At 71.7% G+C, this 16,405-nt stretch carries 16 protein-coding genes and 3 pseudogenes; 13 read left to right on the top strand and 6 right to left on the bottom strand.

Going from position 1 to position 16,405, the window contains the following annotated elements; all coding sequences use genetic code 11:
- A pseudogene (locus ACWCRB_RS30340) lies at positions 1–96 on the bottom strand (DNA-binding response regulator); the annotation flags it as partial.
- Positions 97–237: 141 nt separating this feature from the next.
- Here ACWCRB_RS30340 and ACWCRB_RS30335 point away from each other — a divergent pair.
- Complete coding sequence (locus tag ACWCRB_RS30335) at positions 238–948, top strand: YcnI family copper-binding membrane protein (protein ID WP_450999081.1); 711 nt, start codon at positions 238–240, stop codon at positions 946–948.
- An 87-nt stretch (positions 949–1,035) separates the two neighbouring features.
- Here ACWCRB_RS30335 and ACWCRB_RS30330 read toward each other — a convergent pair whose 3' ends face one another.
- Entirely contained in the window at positions 1,036–1,830 is a 795-nt protein-coding gene (locus tag ACWCRB_RS30330) for a CDP-alcohol phosphatidyltransferase family protein (RefSeq protein WP_450999080.1), read from the bottom strand.
- 106 nt (positions 1,831–1,936) lie between these two features.
- Here ACWCRB_RS30330 and ACWCRB_RS30325 point away from each other — a divergent pair, with 106 nt between their 5' ends.
- From ACWCRB_RS30325 to ACWCRB_RS30300, 6 genes and pseudogenes are all read left to right on the top strand, one after another.
- The gene (locus ACWCRB_RS30325) at positions 1,937–2,914 is read left to right on the top strand and encodes a dehydrogenase (RefSeq protein ID WP_450999079.1); all 978 of its coding nucleotides are present in this window, start codon (positions 1,937–1,939) and stop codon (positions 2,912–2,914) included.
- Positions 2,915–3,014: 100 nt separating this feature from the next.
- A complete protein-coding gene (locus ACWCRB_RS30320; RefSeq protein ID WP_450408650.1) occupies positions 3,015–3,413 on the top strand; it encodes a 6-pyruvoyl trahydropterin synthase family protein in 399 nt (132 codons plus the stop codon).
- Complete coding sequence (locus tag ACWCRB_RS30315; protein WP_405534548.1) at positions 3,410–4,660, top strand: glycosyltransferase family 4 protein; 1,251 nt, start codon at positions 3,410–3,412, stop codon at positions 4,658–4,660. The genes ACWCRB_RS30320 and ACWCRB_RS30315 overlap by 4 nt, the downstream gene beginning before the upstream one ends.
- On the top strand, positions 4,657–5,076 hold the full coding sequence (locus ACWCRB_RS30310) for a hypothetical protein (protein WP_450999078.1): 420 nt from the start codon (positions 4,657–4,659) through the stop codon (positions 5,074–5,076). Before ACWCRB_RS30315 ends, ACWCRB_RS30310 begins: the two co-directional genes overlap by 4 nt.
- 172 nt (positions 5,077–5,248) lie before the next feature.
- The gene (locus ACWCRB_RS30305) at positions 5,249–6,283 is read left to right on the top strand and encodes a trans-aconitate methyltransferase (protein WP_450999077.1); all 1,035 of its coding nucleotides are present in this window, start codon (positions 5,249–5,251) and stop codon (positions 6,281–6,283) included.
- Positions 6,280–7,347: pseudogene (locus ACWCRB_RS30300) on the top strand (lysylphosphatidylglycerol synthase transmembrane domain-containing protein); the annotation flags it as partial. The gene ACWCRB_RS30305 and the pseudogene ACWCRB_RS30300, both read left to right, overlap by 4 nt.
- Positions 7,348–7,427: 80 nt before the next feature.
- On the opposite strand, the gene ACWCRB_RS30295 reads toward ACWCRB_RS30300, so the two are convergent.
- Complete coding sequence (locus tag ACWCRB_RS30295; RefSeq protein ID WP_369031757.1) at positions 7,428–8,210, bottom strand: creatininase family protein; 783 nt, start codon at positions 8,208–8,210, stop codon at positions 7,428–7,430.
- Positions 8,211–8,248: 38 nt separating this feature from the next.
- On the opposite strand from ACWCRB_RS30295, the gene ribA reads away from it, so the two are divergent.
- The 5 genes and pseudogenes from ribA to ACWCRB_RS30270 all read left to right on the top strand — a co-directional run bounded on the left by ribA (position 8,249) and on the right by ACWCRB_RS30270 (position 12,590).
- Positions 8,249–8,905, top strand: coding sequence for a GTP cyclohydrolase II (ribA, locus tag ACWCRB_RS30290; protein WP_235473729.1), 657 nt, complete (start codon positions 8,249–8,251; stop codon positions 8,903–8,905).
- 101 nt (positions 8,906–9,006) lie between these two features.
- Positions 9,007–9,987 carry an ornithine cyclodeaminase family protein gene (locus tag ACWCRB_RS30285; RefSeq protein ID WP_450999076.1) on the top strand — a complete coding sequence of 327 codons (981 nt, stop codon included), beginning with the start codon at positions 9,007–9,009 and terminating at the stop codon, positions 9,985–9,987.
- 74 nt (positions 9,988–10,061) lie between these two features.
- A pseudogene (locus tag ACWCRB_RS30280) lies at positions 10,062–10,373 on the top strand (sarcosine oxidase subunit beta); the annotation flags it as partial.
- Positions 10,370–11,425 carry a saccharopine dehydrogenase gene (locus tag ACWCRB_RS30275; protein ID WP_450999075.1) on the top strand — a complete coding sequence of 352 codons (1,056 nt, stop codon included), beginning with the start codon at positions 10,370–10,372 and terminating at the stop codon, positions 11,423–11,425. The pseudogene ACWCRB_RS30280 and the gene ACWCRB_RS30275, both read left to right, overlap by 4 nt.
- Positions 11,418–12,590 (top strand): saccharopine dehydrogenase family protein, encoded by a 1,173-nt coding sequence (locus ACWCRB_RS30270; RefSeq protein WP_450999074.1) that lies wholly within the window; start codon positions 11,418–11,420, stop codon positions 12,588–12,590. The genes ACWCRB_RS30275 and ACWCRB_RS30270 overlap by 8 nt, the downstream gene beginning before the upstream one ends.
- A gap of 41 nt (positions 12,591–12,631) precedes the next feature.
- Here the strand turns inward: ACWCRB_RS30270 and ACWCRB_RS30265 are convergent, their stop codons facing one another.
- The 3 genes from ACWCRB_RS30265 to ACWCRB_RS30255 are packed head-to-tail and all read right to left on the bottom strand — an operon-like array spanning position 12,632 to position 15,873.
- Entirely contained in the window at positions 12,632–13,858 is a 1,227-nt protein-coding gene (locus ACWCRB_RS30265; protein ID WP_450999073.1) for a serine hydrolase domain-containing protein, read from the bottom strand.
- Between the two features lie 54 nt (positions 13,859–13,912).
- A complete protein-coding gene (locus ACWCRB_RS30260; protein WP_450999072.1) occupies positions 13,913–15,295 on the bottom strand; it encodes an MFS transporter in 1,383 nt (460 codons plus the stop codon).
- On the bottom strand, positions 15,292–15,873 hold the full coding sequence (locus ACWCRB_RS30255; protein ID WP_450999071.1) for a TetR/AcrR family transcriptional regulator: 582 nt from the start codon (positions 15,871–15,873) through the stop codon (positions 15,292–15,294). The genes ACWCRB_RS30260 and ACWCRB_RS30255 overlap by 4 nt, the downstream gene beginning before the upstream one ends.
- 93 nt (positions 15,874–15,966) lie before the next feature.
- On the opposite strand from ACWCRB_RS30255, the gene ACWCRB_RS30250 reads away from it, so the two are divergent.
- Positions 15,967–16,404 carry a PPOX class F420-dependent oxidoreductase gene (locus ACWCRB_RS30250; protein ID WP_450999070.1) on the top strand — a complete coding sequence of 146 codons (438 nt, stop codon included), beginning with the start codon at positions 15,967–15,969 and terminating at the stop codon, positions 16,402–16,404.
- Position 16,405 lies beyond the last annotated feature (1 nt).

The following is a 16,405-nucleotide window of genomic DNA, read 5'->3' as shown; positions in this document are numbered from 1 at the left end:
GTCGCGGAGTTCGGCGGCGCGGCGGATCGCCTCGGCGAGGCGTTCCTTGCGTACGGGCTTGAGGACGTAGTCGACGGCCTTGAGGTCGAAGGCCTCGTCTGTCGTCGTCGGTCGTCCGGCCGCGCCGACTGCTCCTCCGATACGCGGTGAGCGGTCGAGGACCGCCGACAGGGATTCCGTACACGCCCTGAAAGTCCTCGACAGCAGTCACCAGTACGGAAATACGGAGTTCCGCCCATGTTCCCCACACGCATCACCCTGCGCCGCGCCGGCGTCGTCACCGGGCTCACCGCCGCCGGTGTCCTCGCGGCGGCCGGTTCCGCCTTCGCGCACGTCACCGTGAACCCCGAGAGCTACACCAAGGGCGCCACGGACGGCGTCCTGACCTTCCGGGTCCCCAACGAGGAGGACACCGCGAGCACTACGAAGGTCCAGGTCTTCCTGCCCACCGACCATCCCGTCCTCGGCGTGCTGGTCACCCCGGAGGAGGGCTGGACCGCGAAGGTCACGACCACCAAGCTCAAGACGCCGATCAAGACGGACGACGGGACGATCACCGACGCCGTCTCCGAGATCACCTGGTCCGGCGGGAAGATCGGGAAGGGGGAGTACGAGGACTTCGACGTCGCGTTCGGTCAACTCCCCGATGACGCCGACCAGCTGGCCTTCAAGACTCTCCAGACGTACTCCGACGGCAAGGTCGTCCGGTGGATCGAGATGCCCGAGGCGGGGCAGGAGGAGCCGGAGAATCCGGCGCCTGTGCTGAAGCTTGTGGCGGCGTCGGCGCCGGCTTCGGCGAAGAGTGGCGCCGGTCAGGCTGTATTGGCCTCGGCCAGTGACTCGACGGCTCGTGGGTTGGGGATCGCCGGGTTGGTTGTGGGGGTGTTGGGGCTGGGTGCGGCGGTGTTCGTGCTGGTCAGGAGCCGAGGTTCACGTTCGTCGAGTTAAGGGTTAGGTGGTTCTTCGGCCGCGGGCCGGTGGGGGCTGGTCGCGCAGTTCCCCGCGCCCCTTTCGGGGCGCTGCGCGCACCCTCATTCACCGGGACACGGACTCGGCCGGTACCAGTGCGCGCAGCTGCTGCTCCACGTCCGCGTACGACGCGACCGGCGTCGTACGCGGACGGGACGTCCGGTACAGCCACAGGATGTCGCGGCCGAACGACCAGACCAGGGTGCCCAGGGCCAGTGCTACGACGGCCTCCGTGGCCGTGTGGGGCAGGTAGCCGGAGGCGCCGACCAGGAGCAGGATGCCCTGGAGGGCGGCCACCGTTTTGCGGGCGGTGCTCGGGGGGAGCGGGGCGTTCAGCCAGGGCAGGACGCGGGCCGCTGCCACGAAGGCGTAGCGCATGCCGCCGATCAGGAGGACCCACGGGCCCAGCGACATGGACACGTACACGCTGAGGACGAGGATCAGGAACGCGTCGACCTCCATGTCGAAGCGTGCGCCCAGCGTCGAGCAGGTCCCGGTGCGGCGGGCGACCTTGCCGTCCACGCCGTCGAGGATCAGGGCCACGGCCGTCAGACCGACGAACAGCGTGACCGGCGGCGAGCTCTCGAAGGAGTCCGCGACCAGGGCCGTCACCCCGCCGACCAGGGTCGCCCGGCCGAGGGTCACACGGTTGGCCGGGCCGAAGGACTTCGACCCGGACCGGTGGAGCGCACGGGACAGAACGGCCCAGGTGGCGAACGCGAACGTCAGCCCGGTCAGCCAGCCCGCCGGGCCCAGACCGATCGCGGAGCCCAGCAGGGCCAGCAACAGGATCTGAATGCCCGCTCCCAGAGCGGTCTCCTGCTGTGCCGGCCTTACGTCGTACGTGTAGTTCAGGGCCACCGCTCGTCCTCCGCCGTATGTACAGAGTGGATCATGCCGCGTACTGTGCGCGGACTGTGCACATCTCGGTACGTGAACAACTTCCCAAGCGTTCAGGAGGACTCCGATGAAGCGCGCCGCACGTGCGTTCTGGATCGGTTCGCCGGACCACGGAGAGATCCGTGACGTCGAGCTGCCGGCGCCCGGCGAGGGCGAGGTGCTCGTCCGCAGTCTGTGGTCGGGCGTGAGCCGCGGCACGGAGACGCTCGTCTTCCGGGGCGGGGTCCCGGTCAGCCAGTACGCGGCCATGCGGGCGCCGTTCCAGGAGGGCGACTTCCCCGGGCCGGTGAAATACGGCTACCTCAACGTCGGTGTCGTGGAGGAGGGTCCGGACGCGCTCGTCGGCCGTACGGTCTTCTGTCTCTATCCGCATCAGACGCGGTACGTCGTCCCTGTGGGCGCGGTGACAGTGGTGCCGGACTCGGTGCCCGCCGAACGGGCGGTGCTCGCCGGGACCGTCGAGACCGCCGTGAACGCCCTCTGGGACGCGGCGCCGCTCGCCGGTGACCGGATCGCCGTGGTCGGCGGCGGGATGATCGGCTGCTCCGTGGCTGCCCTGATCGCCCGCTTCCCGGGTGTGCGCGTGCAGTTGGTGGACGCCGATCCCGGGCGGGCGAAGACCGCCGAGGCGCTCGGCGTCGACTTCGCGCTGCCGCAGGACGCGTTGGGGGAGTGCGACCTGGTCGTCCATGCGAGCGCCACGGAGGCGGGGCTCGCGCGCTCGCTCGAACTCCTCGGCGCCGAGGGCACGGTGGTCGAGCTGAGCTGGTACGGCGACCGGCGCGTCAGCCTGCCGCTGGGCGAGGCGTTCCACTCCCGGCGGCTCACCGTCCGCAGCAGCCAGGTGGGGACGGTGTCCCCGTCCGCGCGCCCCGGCCGTACGTACGCCGACCGACTCGCCCTCGCGCTCGACCTGCTGGCGGACCCGGCGCTCGACGCCCTCATCACCGGGGAGAGCGACTTCGAGGAACTCCCGGACGTGCTGCCGAAGCTGGCCTCCGGGGAGATCCCGGCCCTCTGTCACCGCGTCCGCTATTCCATTTGAACAAGCCGTTGAACAAGCTGCCCTGAGCAGCCGTACTACTCGGCATGCCCCGGCAGCGATCAGCACGGGGCAAGACGCGCCGCACCTGGAGGGTCGTCCGTTGTTCAGCATCACCGTCCGCGATCACATCATGATCGCCCACAGCTTCAGCGGAGAGGTCTTCGGGCCCGCGCAGCGCCTGCACGGGGCGACGTTCCTCGTCGACGCCACGTTCCGCCGCGAGCAGCTGGACGACGACAACATCGTCGTCGACATCGGCCTGGCCACCCAGGAGCTCGGTGCCGTGGTGAGCGAGTTGAACTACCGCAACCTCGACAACGAGCCCGACTTCGCGGGCGTCAACACCTCCACGGAGTTCCTGGCCAAGGTCATCGCCGACCGGCTCGCCGCCCGCATCGAGAAGGGTGCGCTGGGCGAGGGCGCGCGGGGCCTGGCAGGCCTGACCGTCACGCTGCACGAATCCCACGTCGCCTGGGCGAGCTACGAGCGTGCCCTGTGACCGACACGACCCTCGACCGCGCGGTTCCCCTTTCCCCGGCGGCCTCCTCGGTCGCCCCGGCTCAGGTACAGGTACAGGCTCACGTGCAGAAGACGCTCAACTACGTGCCGGTGCAGAACGCGGCCCTCAAGAACGCGGCGATCATCCCCATGTCCCTGCGCTCCGTGCACTTCGTGATGCCGGGCGGCGTCGACGACCCGGCCACGCCGAGCGGCGGCAACGCCTACGACCGGCGGATCAGCCTCGACCTGCCCGGCTTCGGCTGGCAGGTGCACAAGCACGCCGTCGCCGGTGACTGGCCCCGGCCCGGCGCCGACGCCCGCGCGGAACTGGCGCGGACGCTGCGCGAGCTGCCGGACGGCACGGTCGTCCTGCTCGACGGCCTGGTGGCCTGCGGGGTCCCCGAGATCATCGTCCCGGAGGCCGAACGCCTGCGCCTCGCCGTGCTGGTACACCTTCCGCTGGGCGACGAGACGGGCCTCGACCCGGCGGTCGCGGCCGAGCTGGACGCCCTGGAGCGGACCGTCCTGCGGGCGGTGCCCTCGGTGATCGCGACCAGCGACTGGGCGGTCCGACGCCTCGTCTCCCACCACGGACTCGCCCCGGACCGCGTCCACATGGCGGCCCCCGGCGCGGACATCGCCCCCCTCGCCTCCGGCACGGACGGCGTCTCCCGCCTCCTGTGCGTGGCCGCCGTGACCCCGCGCAAGGGCCAGCACCGCCTGGTGGAGGCCCTGGCCGCGGTGACCGACCTGCCGTGGAGCTGCGTCTGCGTAGGCGGCCTCGAACAGGACCCGGAGTACGTCTCCGACCTGCGCGCCCTGATCGCCAAGCACGGCCTGGAGGACCGCCTGCACCTGGCCGGCCCCCAGGCGGGCGCCCAACTCGACGCCAGCTACGCCGCAGCCGACCTCATGGTCCTCACCTCGTACGCGGAGACCTACGGCATGGCAGTCACGGAGGCCCTGGCCCGTGGCATCCCGGTCCTCGCCACGGACGTCGGCGGCCTCCCCGAGGCGGTCGGCCGCGCCCCCGACGGAGGCGTCCCCGGCATCCTCGTACCCCCGGAGAACCCGGCGGCCCTCGCGGCGGAACTGCGCGGCTGGTTCGGCGAGGCGGACGTCCGCCGCCGCCTGAAGGCAGCGGCGCGAGGCCGCCGGGCAGCCCTCGACGGCTGGGCGGCAACGGCACGAAGCCTGGCCGGAGTACTGGGCCGGATCCCCTGGGAACCTCGGAGGGCGGCATGAAGAGGGCGATGACCATGTCGGCGGCCGGACGGCCGGGGCTGGTGGTGCTCGTGGCCACCGACGCCGAAGCGGCGGCCGTACAGGGACGCCGGGAAGTGTCACTGCTACGACGGGCGCTTCTCCCGGGAGTTGAGGAGGCCGACGTGAGTAACGCGACGACGACGCCCTCGACCGGCTCGAAGGCGCTCAGGGACGACGACATCGAGTCGGTCGCCACCCGTGCACGCCGGGTCGCTGCCCTGCGCAGCGCCGTCAGGGTGCTGGGGCGGATTCCCTCGGGAACCTCGCCGGGTTCGGTGGCCTCCGTGGACGCCGACACCGAGCTGTCCGCTGCTCGGGGACGCCGGGTCGCCGCGTTGCGGAGTCTGGTCGGGACGTCGGAGCGGGCTCCCGGGCGAGTGGGGAGCGCGGCATGAGGAAGGCGATGACGGTGGCGGTTTCGGCCGGGTCGGAGGCGGGGCGGCGGGGTTCTACGACGCCCGTGGACGCCGACGTGGAGCTGGTCGCCGCTCGGGGACGCCGGGTGGCCGCGTTGCGGAGTCTCATGAGGACGCCGGAACGGACTCCCCCAGAAGCAAGGAGCGCGGCATGAAGAAGGCGACGACGATCACGACTTCGGCGGCGTCCGAGATCCAGCGACGGGGACCGGTGACTCCGGTGGACACGAACTCCAAGCCCGCCGCCGGGATTCCGGCCCAGCCCACGCACCGGGACGTCAAGGCGGGCGCCGGGCCGGTGGGCCCGGCGGAGCGGGGCACGATCCGGCTGCGCGAGGCCGGGCCCGACGACCCGCCCCGGTACGCCCCCGACTGGCTGGAGCTGCGCGAGGGCGCCGACGCCGCCGCACGCGCCGTCGAACTCCTCGACCCGCTCCGCATCCGGCTGGCCAACCTGCCAGGCAAGGCGGGCGGCCTCGTCGTCCACGACCTGGGCTGCGGCACCGGCTCCATGGGCCGCTGGCTCGCGCCCCGGCTCGACGGCGCCCAGCACTGGGTCCTGCACGACCGCGACCCCTACCTCCTGCACTTCGCCGCCGTGGCCTCGCCGCGCGCCGCCGCCGACGGCAGCCGCGTGACGGTCGAGACCCGGCGCGGCGATGTCGCCCGGCTGACCTCCGACGCCTTGGTCGGCGCCTCGCTGGTCACCGCGTCCGCCCTCCTTGACGTCCTCACCCGCGAGGAGGTCGACGCCCTCGCCACAGCCTGTGCGGGCGTCGGCTGCCCGGCCCTGCTGACCCTGTCCGTGGCCGGCCGCGTCGACTTCGCCGCCCCCGACCCGCTGGACGGGGACATCGCCGACGCGTTCAACGCCCACCAGCGACGGGCGGGACTGCTCGGCCCCGACGCGGTCACGGCGGCCTGCGAGGCCTTCGACCAGCGAGGCGCCACCGTTCACGTCCACCCGAGCGCCTGGCGCCTCGGCCCCGTCGAGGCCCCGCTCACCGCGGAGTGGCTGCGCGGCTGGGTAGCGGCAGCGGTGGAGGAACGCCCGTCCCTGAAGGCGAAGGCCGACAAGTACCTCGCCGCCCGCCTGGAGGCGTGCGCGGCGGGCGAGTTGCGGGTCGAGGTCCACCACAGCGACCTCTTGGCACTGGCGAGGCCGACGGGCGGGACGACGTCATGAGCATCCAGACGGTGGACGCGCCCGAGGTTGTCATGGGCGGGCGCGCGCCAGCGCCCCGCCAGGGGCGCGGGGCTGTATCAATCAGCGGCTCCGCCGCGGGGCGCGCCCAGCCCCCACCGGCCCGCAGCCGACGAACCACACATCTCGCGGCGCACGCCTCGGCCGGCCGCGCAGGAGTCATCGGTTTCGTCGGAGACAGGGTCGCCCCCCAGACACCCCGCCCGAGCCGACTCCGCCGAGCCGCCCGAGCCCTGAGGCCCCACCTGGGAACCCTCGCCGGAGTAACGATCCTCGGCGTACTCCTCTGGCGCCTCGGCACCGGCGTCTTCCTCGACGGCCTGCGCCGCATCGACGTACCGACCCTGTTCATCGCCCTCGGCATCGGCCTGCTCACCACCGTGTTCAGCGCCTGGCGCTGGGCCCTGGTCGCCCGCAGCCTGCGGATCAGGCTCCCCCTCGTCCCCGCGATCGCCGACTACTACCGCTCGCTGTTCCTGAACGCGGCCCTCCCCGGCGGCGTCCTCGGCGACGTGCACCGCGCGGTACGGCACGGCCAGAGCGCCGGTGACGTCGGACGCGGAGTCCGCGCGGTCGTTCTCGAACGGGCCGCCGGACAGATCGCGCTGCTCGCCGTCGGCGCGGGCGTGCTGCTGACCCAGCCGTCGCCGGTGATGGCCGAGGCCCGCCGGGTCGCCCTGATGGCCGCCTTCGCCGCCGTGGGCGCCCTCGCGGTCGTCGCCGCGGTCCGGATGAACCGGGCCCCGAGCGTCGCGGCCCGCAAGGCCCGGGCCGTGCACGCCGTGCTAGCCGAGGCCCGTGGCGCCCTGCTCTCCCGCGAGAACGCGCCGGGCGTGGCCCTCTCCTCCGTGATCGTGCTCTCGGGCCACCTCGGCATGTTCGTGGTCGCCGCCCGGGTCGCCGGATCCTCGGCGTCCGTCGCCGAGTTGCTGCCGCTGGCCGTACTGGCGCTCCTGGCGATGGGCCTGCCGCTGAACGTCGGCGGCTGGGGCCCCCGCGAGGGCGTCACCGCCTGGGCGTTCGGTGCGGCGGGGCTGGGCGCGAGCATGGGGCTGAGCGTCGCCGTCGTGTACGGAGTGCTGAGCTTCGTGGCCGCCCTGCCCGGCGCGGTCGTCCTGGTCGTCCGCTACTTCTGGTCGCCCACGGAGCCCTCGGTGCTCACCGAATCGTCGTCCCCGGACTCGGTGAGCATCGAGAAATACGCCCCGAAGGAGTCGGCGAAGCTCGCCAGCAACGCCTTCCCCTTTTCGGCGGAACCGAGTGAAGGACGGCCGATGACACCGGAATCGGTGTAACCGGCCATGCCCAGGGTCAGGAGATGCCGGCGGTCGTCGGCGACGAAATCAGAGGTCTCATAACCGGGACGGAGCAATTCGGGATGAGCGTGCAGAAGGATGGAGGTCTCGATTTCCCCCGCGTGCATGTCGGTGAGCAGCGAGGTCACCACTCCGGCCCGCTCGCGCGCCGTCTCCCAGTCCTCCGCGGCCGGGAACAGCGCCATCCGCTCACCGCGCGCGGAGGATTCCTGAACGACGTTGCCCAGTACGTAGTTTCCGCCGTGTCCGTTGACGACCACCAGGGCGTCCACGCCCGAGCGGCGCAGCGAATCGGCGATGTCCCGTACTACCGCGTGAAGGGTCACGGAGGAGATGCTGACGGTTCCCGGCCAGGCAGCGTGCTCGTGCGAGCAGGCGATCGTCACCGGCGGAAGGAGGTGCACCGGGTATGCGGCTGCGATCTCCCGGGCTATGGCACACGCGACCAGGGTGTCCGTCGTCAACGGAAGGAAGGGACCGTGCTGTTCGAAGCTCCCGACCGGAAGAACGGCGACCTGTGTTGAGACGCCGGCGGCTCGCGTCCGTACGTCTTCCGTAGTGTCCACCGGCAACCGTATTCCCGAATCATCCATGTTCTCACGGCCTTTCGTCTCTGCTTAGGAACCAGATCATGACAGAAAAAATTGGCGTACTCGGCAAAGCCTCCCAGCCGTCGGGAGTCGAACGCGTCGTTAATGCGCCGTTGCCCACCGTGTACGGCGATTTCCAGGCGGTCGGTTACATGGACCACGATCGCGGTGACGAGCAAGTGGCGCTGGTCTACGGCGAGATCACCGAGGACGACGTACTCACCCGGCTGCATTCCGAGTGCCTGACCGGCGACGCGTTCGGCTCCCAGCACTGCGAATGCGGCGACCAGCTCGACTCCGCACTGCGCGCGATAGTCGCCGAGGGACGCGGCATTCTCGTCTATCTCAGAGGGCATGAGGGCCGGGGCATCGGCCTGCTCGCCAAGCTCCGCGCGATGCAGCTCCAGTCGGAGGGCCTGGACACCGTCGAGGCGAACCTCGCGCAGGGCCTGCCGGTCGACTCCCGCGACTACGGCGTCGCCGCGGAGATCCTCCACGACCTCGGCGTCCGCTCGGTCCGGCTGATGTCCAACAACCCGCGCAAGCGCGAGGCGCTGCTCCGCCACGGCATCAAGATCGCCGAGGACGTGCCGCTGCTGATCCCGCCGTGCGAGAACAACATCACCTACCTGCGGACCAAGCGCGAGCGCCTCGACCACGTCCTCCCGCACCTGGACGCGGTGGCACACTGGTCCTGACCTGACCGGGAGACCCGGCCGGGAGTCCCGATCAGGGGGCACTCGTCGCTTCGCCGTGCGCGGGGAGTGACAGAAGCCCCGATTCCGGAAAGGAAGAGGGAATGACCGACGATGTCCTCTTCCTCTCCCGGGACCAGGTGACAGCCCTCCTCGACCCCGACACGGCGATCGCCTCGCAGCGCGCGGCATTCGGCGCGCTGGGCGCGGGCGGTGCCGGCAGGCCTGATCTGCCCGGGAAGATCATGCACCCCAGCCGCTTCGACGACAGTGTGGTCTTCGCGTACGTCTCCCGGCTGTCCAAGGACACCGGCGCGGTGGCGAAGTTCGGCAGCGTCAACCCCGGCAACGCGGCGGCCGGCCTGCCGACCATTCACGCCGTCATCACCGCCCTCGACCCGGTGACGGGCCGACTCGCCGCCGTCATGGACGGCACGGCGGTCACGACCCTGCGTACGGCGGCCGCCAGCGCGGTGGCCTTCGACGTGCTGTCCACCGCCGACAGCGCCGAACTGGCCCTCATCGGCTCGGGCACCCAGGCCCTCGCCCACGCCCGGGCCGTCGCCCGCGTACGGAACCTGAAGTCCGTACGGGTGTGGAGCCCGACCCCGGAGCGCCGAGCGCGAGCGGCGGAACACCTCGCGGCCGAACTCGGCATCGCCGCCGAGGCGACCGACACCCCGGAGAAGGCGGTGTCCGGGGCCTCCATGGTCGCGACCTGCACGCTCAGCACCACCCCCGTCGTGCACGGCGCCTGGCTCGCACCCGGCTGCACGGTGGTCAGCGTGGGCTCCTTCGAACCGACCCGCAGCGAGATCGACGCCGACGTCCTACGGCGGGCAGCGGCCGTGGTCGTCGACGACCCGGAGACCGCGACGGAGCACGCCGGCCCGGTGATCGACGCCCTACGGGACCGCCTGCTGACCCGCGAGCACCTGATCGGCCTCGGAGACGTCCTCACCGGCGCCCGGACCGGCCGTACAGGCCCCGACGACATCGTCTTCTACAACAGCGTCGGGCTCGGTGTGCAGGACGCGGCGGCGGCCTGGGCTGTCGTGCGAGCGGCGCGGGGAGCGGGCCGATGAGCGCCCCGCGGCGGGCGGGCGTCGTCGTGATCGGCGGTGGGGCGATGGGGGCGGGCATCGCCTGCCGGCCGGCCCGCTGGATCCCCCGCCTGCGCTAGGCGACGGAACACCGGGCGCCCGCCCTGCTCGACCTGCGCCGCACCGGCGGCCGGGCGGGCCGATGCGAGATCACCCCGGACCACAACGTCCTGATCGGCGAGGCCGGTTCGGTCTCCCGTTTGCTCTACGCGACCGGCTTCTCCGGGTACGGCTTCCTCCGGGGACCGACGGTCGGCGAGGTGATCCCGGACCTCCACCTCAGCCGCGTACCCTTCGTCGACATCAGCCCCTTGAACGCCGGCCGTCTCGCGGTCGATGCCCTGCGCCCGGAGGTCAACCCCGTATGACCCAGCTCCACTTGTGGCTGCGCCACGAGACCCGCACGACCGAACGCCGTACCGCTGTCGTCCCGTCCGACGCCCGGCGGCTCGTCGAGGAGGGCGTGCGCCTGACCGTGGAGGAGTCCCCGCAGCGGATCTTTCCGATCGAGGAGTACGAGGCGGTCGGCTGCGAGGTCGCCCAGGCCGGGTCCTGGGTCTCCGCCCCCTCGGACGCGGTGATCGTCGGCCTCAAGGAACTCCCCGACGAGCCGGGAGCGTTGCGTCACCGGCACATCTTCTTCGGGCACGCCTACAAGGGTCAGCCGGGCGCGGCCGAGCTGCTGAAGCGCTTTGTCGCCGGGGGCGGGGCCCTGCTGGACCTGGAGTACCTGGCGGACGACCAGGGGAGGCGGCTGGCCGCCTTCGGCTACTGGGCCGGATATCTCGGCGCCGCTCTCGCCGTGCTCCAGCACCGGGGGAAGCTGACGACTCCCTTGCTGCCCACCACCAAGGAGGCCCTGGAGGCCGAACTCCGGTCGCCCGGAACCCGGATGAGCGCGTTGGTGATCGGCGCCCTGGGCCGCAGCGGCCGGGGTGCGCGGGTCGCGCTCGACGAGGCCGGCGTCGACCCCACCTGCTGGGACCTGGCCGAGACCCGCGATCTGGACCGACCGGCCCTGCTGGCCCACGAGTTGATGGTCAACACCGTCCTCACCACCCGCCCGGTCCCGCCCTTCCTCACGGACGAGGACCTGGACACCCCCGGCCGCCGTCTCCGCACCCTCTCGGACGTCACCGTCGACGTCGGCTCGCCGATGAACCTCCTCCCGGTCTACGACACGGCAACCACCTGGGACGACCCGGTGCGCCTCCTCCGGGACGAGCCCCCGCTCGACCTGATCGCCATCGACAACCTGCCGTCCCTGCTGCCCCGCGAGGCGAGCACGGACTTCTCGGCAGCGCTGCTGCCCCAGCTGCTCGACTTCGAGGTGGGCGGGGCGTGGGGGCGCTGCCTCGACCGGTTCCATCAGGTGTGCCGTGAACTCGGCATCGTCAAGGAGGAGTTGGGCCATGAGTGAGCTGGTTCCCGCGAGCGGCACCGTCCACTGGATCGGCGCGGGCCTGTCCACGGGCGGCGGCCTGGCCGCGCTGTGCGACAGCGACGCCGTACGAGACGTACGGCTGTGGCACCGTACGGAGGACCGCGCGGCCGACGCCCTCGCCCACCTGGGCCTCACCGGCCGCGCCGAACCCCGCGCCTACACCCTCCCCGCGCTCACCGCCGAACTCGCCCCCGGAGACGTGGTCGTCTCCATGCTCCCGGCGCCCGAACACGCCCCGCTGTTGGTGGCCTGCGTCCAGGGTGGGGCGCACTTCGCGTGCTCGAGCTATGTGTCGGAGGCGGTACTTGAGCAAGTACCGGCAGCCGAGGCGGCCGGTCTGGTCGTGCTCACCGAGTGCGGACTCGACCCGGGCATCGACCACCTCTTCGCGCACAGCCTGGTCACCCGCGCCGAGCACGCGATCGGCGCCGGCACGGCAGCCTCGTACCGCCTCACGTCCTACTGCGGAGGCATCCCCGCGGTGCCCAACGACTTCAGGTACCGGTTCAGCTGGGCGCCCGCCGGAGTCCTGAACGCCCTTCGCTCGCCCGCCCGTTACATCGAGGACGGCGCCGAGACGGTCGCCGACCGGCCCTGGGAGGTCACGCGCCCGCATGTGATCGACGGGGAGACCTTCGAGGTGTACCCGAACCGGGACAGCCTGCCCTTCGTCGGCCAGTACGAACTGCCGACGGCGTGGAAGGCGGAGACCTTCGTGCGGGGCACCCTGCGTCTGGACGGCTGGCTGAGTGCCTGGGACTCCGTCTTCGAGGAGCTGAAGGGCGGCGACGACGAGCGGATCGGCGCGCTGGCAAGGGAGTTGGCGGCCCGCTATCCGACGACCGACGCCGACCGTGACCGGGTGGTGCTCGCGGTGTCCCTTGAGGTGGACGCGGACGGTGACACCGGCTCGGGGCGGCGGGCCTGGTCCGGCCGTTATCTCCTCGACCTGGAGGGTGACGCGGCCGAGAGTGCGATGGCCCGTTGTGTCTCGCGCACGCTGGCCCTGGGCGTCCGGCACATCCTCGACGGTTCGCTGCCGCCGGGCCTGAGCCGCGCCGCCGAGACGGCACGGCGTTCGGAGGAATGGCTGAGCGAACTCGGCGGGGAGGGAATGGAGTTCAGGCTCACCGTCGGCTGACGGCGGCGCGCTCCCCGCCTGTTGTCTGCTCCCTGGGGCACCTACTCGGCGACGACGGCCTCGTGCACCAGCCGTCGGAGATCCTGCCAGTACGACTGGCTCGTCCTGTGTCGTACCTGGGTCATGAACTGCACGGTCAGATCACGGCTCGGGTCGACCCAGAACGTCGTCGTCGCCACCCCGCTCCAGCCGTACGTGCCGAGGCCGCTCGGGGCCAGGGTGCGGTCCGGGTCGATCACCACCGAGACCCCGAGGCCGAAACCGACGCCCGCGTTGCCGGGTTCGTCGTGCGGACGGGCGCCGAAGGTACGTAGATCGGCGCCGCCCGGAAGGTGGTTGGAGGTCATCAGGGCCACCGTCTCGGGCAACAGGAGGCGGACGCCGTCGAGTTCGCCGCCCCGGCGGAGCATCTCCATGAACCGGTGGTAGTCGTGGGCGGTGACGACCATGCCGCCGCTGCCGGACAGGAACCGGGGCCGGCTCTTCAGCGGCAGACCGAGGGTCGGCTCGATTCCGCCGTCCTCGGTCTCCCCGTACAACTCGGCCAGCCGGTCCGTCTGTTCGCCCGTCACACAGAAACCGGCGTCCGTCATACCGAGCGGGCGGAAGACCCGGTTCGCGACGAACTCGTCGAGCGGCTGCCCGGACGCCACCTCGATGACCCGGCCGAGGACGTTCGTGGCGACCGAGTAGTTCCACTGGGTGCCCGGCTCGAACTGCAGCGGCAGACCCGCGTACACCGAACAGGTCTCGGCCAGGGTCGAGCCCGGCACCACCGATGACTCCAGGTTGGCCTCGCGGTAGAGGGCGTCGACGGGGTGCGAGTGGTAGAACGCGAAGGTCAGGCCCGCCGTGTGGGTCAACAGATGGCGGATCAGGAGGGGTTGGGCGGGCCGGGTCGTGAGGTCGCCCCCGGAGCCGCCCGCGTACACCTGCGGGTCGGCGAACTCCGGCAGGAAGCGGGACACGGGGTCCGTGAGCCCGAGCCGGCCCTCCTCCACCAGGATCAGCGCGGCCACCGAGGTGACCGGCTTGCTCATGGAGTAGATCCGCCACATCGTGTCCGCCTCGACCGGCAGGTCGGCCGCGATGTCGCGCCGGCCGTGCGTGGTGAGGTGCGCGACGCGACCGGCGCGGGCCACGGACACGAGGAAGCCGGGCAGCCGCCCTTCGTCGACATAGTGGGCGAAGTGCTGGTCGAGGCGGTCGAGCGCCTTCACATCCAGTCCGACCTCGCTCGGATCGACCTCTTGTCGCAGCTGTGCCATCGTTCCCCTCCGGTCGCTTGAAGTGCCGTCCTGTCATACCCCGACAGGACCACCTCAGGCCTCAGAACCCCCATGGTGACGCAGAGAGCGGGCGGCCGTCGCCCTACGATCACCAAGATTCGGCAGTTTCAGGGCGCCCAGAAGCCCTACCACCGCTATACCCGCGAGCACGGGCAACGCCGTCCGCAGCCCGTCGGTGACGGCGGCGAGCGTGGCCGCCGTGGCCACCCCGAGGACCGGTCCGACGTTCATCGCGGTCTGCTGCAACCCGCCCGCCACCCCCGCCGACTCGGCCGCCGCATGCCGTACGACGACGGCCGTCGCGGTCACCATCACGGTGCCGAAACCCGCTCCGAGCAGCAGGAATCCACCGCCGACCGCCCCCGCCCCGGACGCCCGGAACAGCACGAGCACCCCGAGCACGAGCAGCGCCAGCGCGGCCACGGTCGTACGCCGGGCCCCGTACCGACGCAGCAGCACGGCGGCCACCGGCGCCCCCAGCACCATCGCTGCGCCACCCGGCAGCGCGGCCAGACTCGTCCGCAACGGGTCCATGCCCAGCTCGTCCTGGAGCACATAACTGGCCACGAAGAGTGTGCCGAACATCGCAGCCGACGCGGCCACGAGAATGCCCAGCGCGGCCCGCACGACCGCCGACCCGAGCACGTCCGGCGGCAACAGCGGGTCGGCGGTACGCCGCTCATGGCGTACGAGGAGAAAGCCCGCGCAGGCCGCCGTGAGCAGCCCGAGGACGGCCGACGCACTCCAGCCGAGCTCCGGCACACCGACGAGCGTGTACACGAGGCAGGCGAGGGCCAGCGCGAGCAGGGCCGCCCCGGGGAGGTCGAGCCGCGCAGGTCCGGCCTCGGGAGCCCGGTGCCGGTCCGGAGCGCGTACGACCAACGCCAGGACACCCAGCACCAGCGCCGGTACGACATTGAGGAAGAACACCGACCGCCAGCCCAGGTGGGTCACCAGCACCCCGCCCACCAGCGGACCGGCCGCCGCGGCCACCCCGATCGCACTGGTCCGCCACGCGATCGGCATCCCCAGCCGGTCGGGCGGGAACGCGGCGCGCAGCATCCCGAGCGTGGCGGGTTGCAGCAGCGCGCCGAACACGCCCTGGACGACCCGCAGTCCGATCACCCAGCCCACTCCGGACGCGACCCCGATACCCGCCGACACCGCCCCGAAGCCCAACACCCCGATGGCGAACAGCCGTTGATGCCCGTACCGGTCCCCGAGCCGCCCGGCGAACACCAGCAGACTCGCGACCGCGATGAGATACCCGGTGCTCGTCCACTGGACCTCGGCGAAGGAGGCGTGCAGGTCCTGTTGCAGGGTGGGCTGCGCGATGGTCAGCACGGTGCCGTCGAGAGCGACGACCACCGCCCCGATCACACTGCTCGCGAGAGCGACCCGCCGATGCGCGCTCACTGCTCCTCCGACCCGAGGTGCGCGTCGAGGGCGGTACGCAGCAGGGGTGCGAAGTCGTCGGCCCCGGTGGTGAGTTGGAGGCTGCCCCAGGCCCACAGCTGGGCGATGCCGTAGAGGTTCGCGAGCAACGCGCCCGAGACGAGCCGGGCGTCGGCATCCGGCCGGACCTGCCCGACGAGATCCACCAGCAGGGCGAAGACAGGCAGACTGGCCTCGCGCAGCCCCAACGTGTTGCTCTCCAACAGATCGTGACGGAACATCAGCTCGTGCATGCCCCGGTTGGCGAGCGCGAAGTCGAGGTACACACGCCCGAGCAGGGCGATCTGCTCCCGGGGCCCCGCCGTACCGCCGGGCCCACTCTCCTCGATCGCCTGCGCTCCCCTGGCCGCCAGCTCGGTGAAGCCACGGCGGGCGATGGCCGACAGCAGCTCCAGATGGGTCGGGAAGTAGCGGCGAGGGGCGCCGTGGGAGACACCGGCACGGCGGGCGATCTCCCGGAGGGTGAGCGCGTGGATGCCTTCCGTGGTCACCAGGTCGACGCCGACATCGATCAGGCGGGTACGCAGGGAGTCACTCATAGACACTGTCTACCAGTGCGCGGTAGACAGTGTCTACTCCGCATCGTCGGACCGATCGGAATGAAGGATCGGCGGCGCATCGTTGATGTAGGCATGACTCAGGACGACACGCAGGACGCGCTCCTCAAGCTGCTCTCCGAGTACGACGGCGGAGTGCTGACGACCCTCAAGGCGGACGGCCGCCCCCAGCTCTCGAACGTCAACCACGCATACGACCCCGACGAACGCACCGTCCGCGTCTCCCTCACCGACACCCGCGCCAAGACCCGCAACATGCGCCGGGACCCGCGCGTCTCCTACCACGTGACCAGCGACGACCGCTGGGCGTACACCGTGGTCGAGGGCGCGGCCGACCTGACGCCGGTGGCGCGGGACCCGCACGACGAGACGGTCGAGGAGCTGATCCGCCTCTACCGTGACGTGCGCGGCGAGCATCCCGACTGGGACGACTACCGCGCGGCGATGGTCCGGGACGGGCGGTTGGTGCTGCGGATCAGGGTGGAGAGGGCGTACGGGGTGGCGCGTCGCTGAG

The organism is Streptomyces sp. NPDC002156 (assembly GCF_053593675.1).
The sequence above is the reverse complement of the archived record's forward strand: the minus strand, read 5'-3'. Positions and strand labels throughout refer to the sequence as shown.

What these genes read in the sequence shown, in the direction of transcription:
- ACWCRB_RS30335 (WP_450999081.1), top strand. Translation starts at nt 238, where the DNA reads ATGTTCCCCACACGCATCACCCTGCGCCGCGCCGGCGTCGTCACCGGG.
- ACWCRB_RS30265 (WP_450999073.1), bottom strand. Translation starts at nt 13,858, where the DNA reads ATGGCACAGCTGCGACAAGAGGTCGATCCGAGCGAGGTCGGACTGGAT.
- ACWCRB_RS30255 (WP_450999071.1), bottom strand. Translation starts at nt 15,873, where the DNA reads ATGAGTGACTCCCTGCGTACCCGCCTGATCGATGTCGGCGTCGACCTG.
- ACWCRB_RS30310 (WP_450999078.1), top strand. Translation starts at nt 4,657, where the DNA reads ATGAAGAGGGCGATGACCATGTCGGCGGCCGGACGGCCGGGGCTGGTG.
- ACWCRB_RS30270 (WP_450999074.1), top strand. Translation starts at nt 11,418, where the DNA reads ATGAGTGAGCTGGTTCCCGCGAGCGGCACCGTCCACTGGATCGGCGCG.
- ACWCRB_RS30325 (WP_450999079.1), top strand. Translation starts at nt 1,937, where the DNA reads ATGAAGCGCGCCGCACGTGCGTTCTGGATCGGTTCGCCGGACCACGGA.
- ACWCRB_RS30275 (WP_450999075.1), top strand. Translation starts at nt 10,370, where the DNA reads ATGACCCAGCTCCACTTGTGGCTGCGCCACGAGACCCGCACGACCGAA.
- ACWCRB_RS30295 (WP_369031757.1), bottom strand. Translation starts at nt 8,210, where the DNA reads ATGGATGATTCGGGAATACGGTTGCCGGTGGACACTACGGAAGACGTA.
- ACWCRB_RS30250 (WP_450999070.1), top strand. Translation starts at nt 15,967, where the DNA reads ATGACTCAGGACGACACGCAGGACGCGCTCCTCAAGCTGCTCTCCGAG.
- ribA (WP_235473729.1), top strand. Translation starts at nt 8,249, where the DNA reads ATGACAGAAAAAATTGGCGTACTCGGCAAAGCCTCCCAGCCGTCGGGA.
- ACWCRB_RS30285 (WP_450999076.1), top strand. Translation starts at nt 9,007, where the DNA reads ATGACCGACGATGTCCTCTTCCTCTCCCGGGACCAGGTGACAGCCCTC.
- ACWCRB_RS30305 (WP_450999077.1), top strand. Translation starts at nt 5,249, where the DNA reads ATGAAGAAGGCGACGACGATCACGACTTCGGCGGCGTCCGAGATCCAG.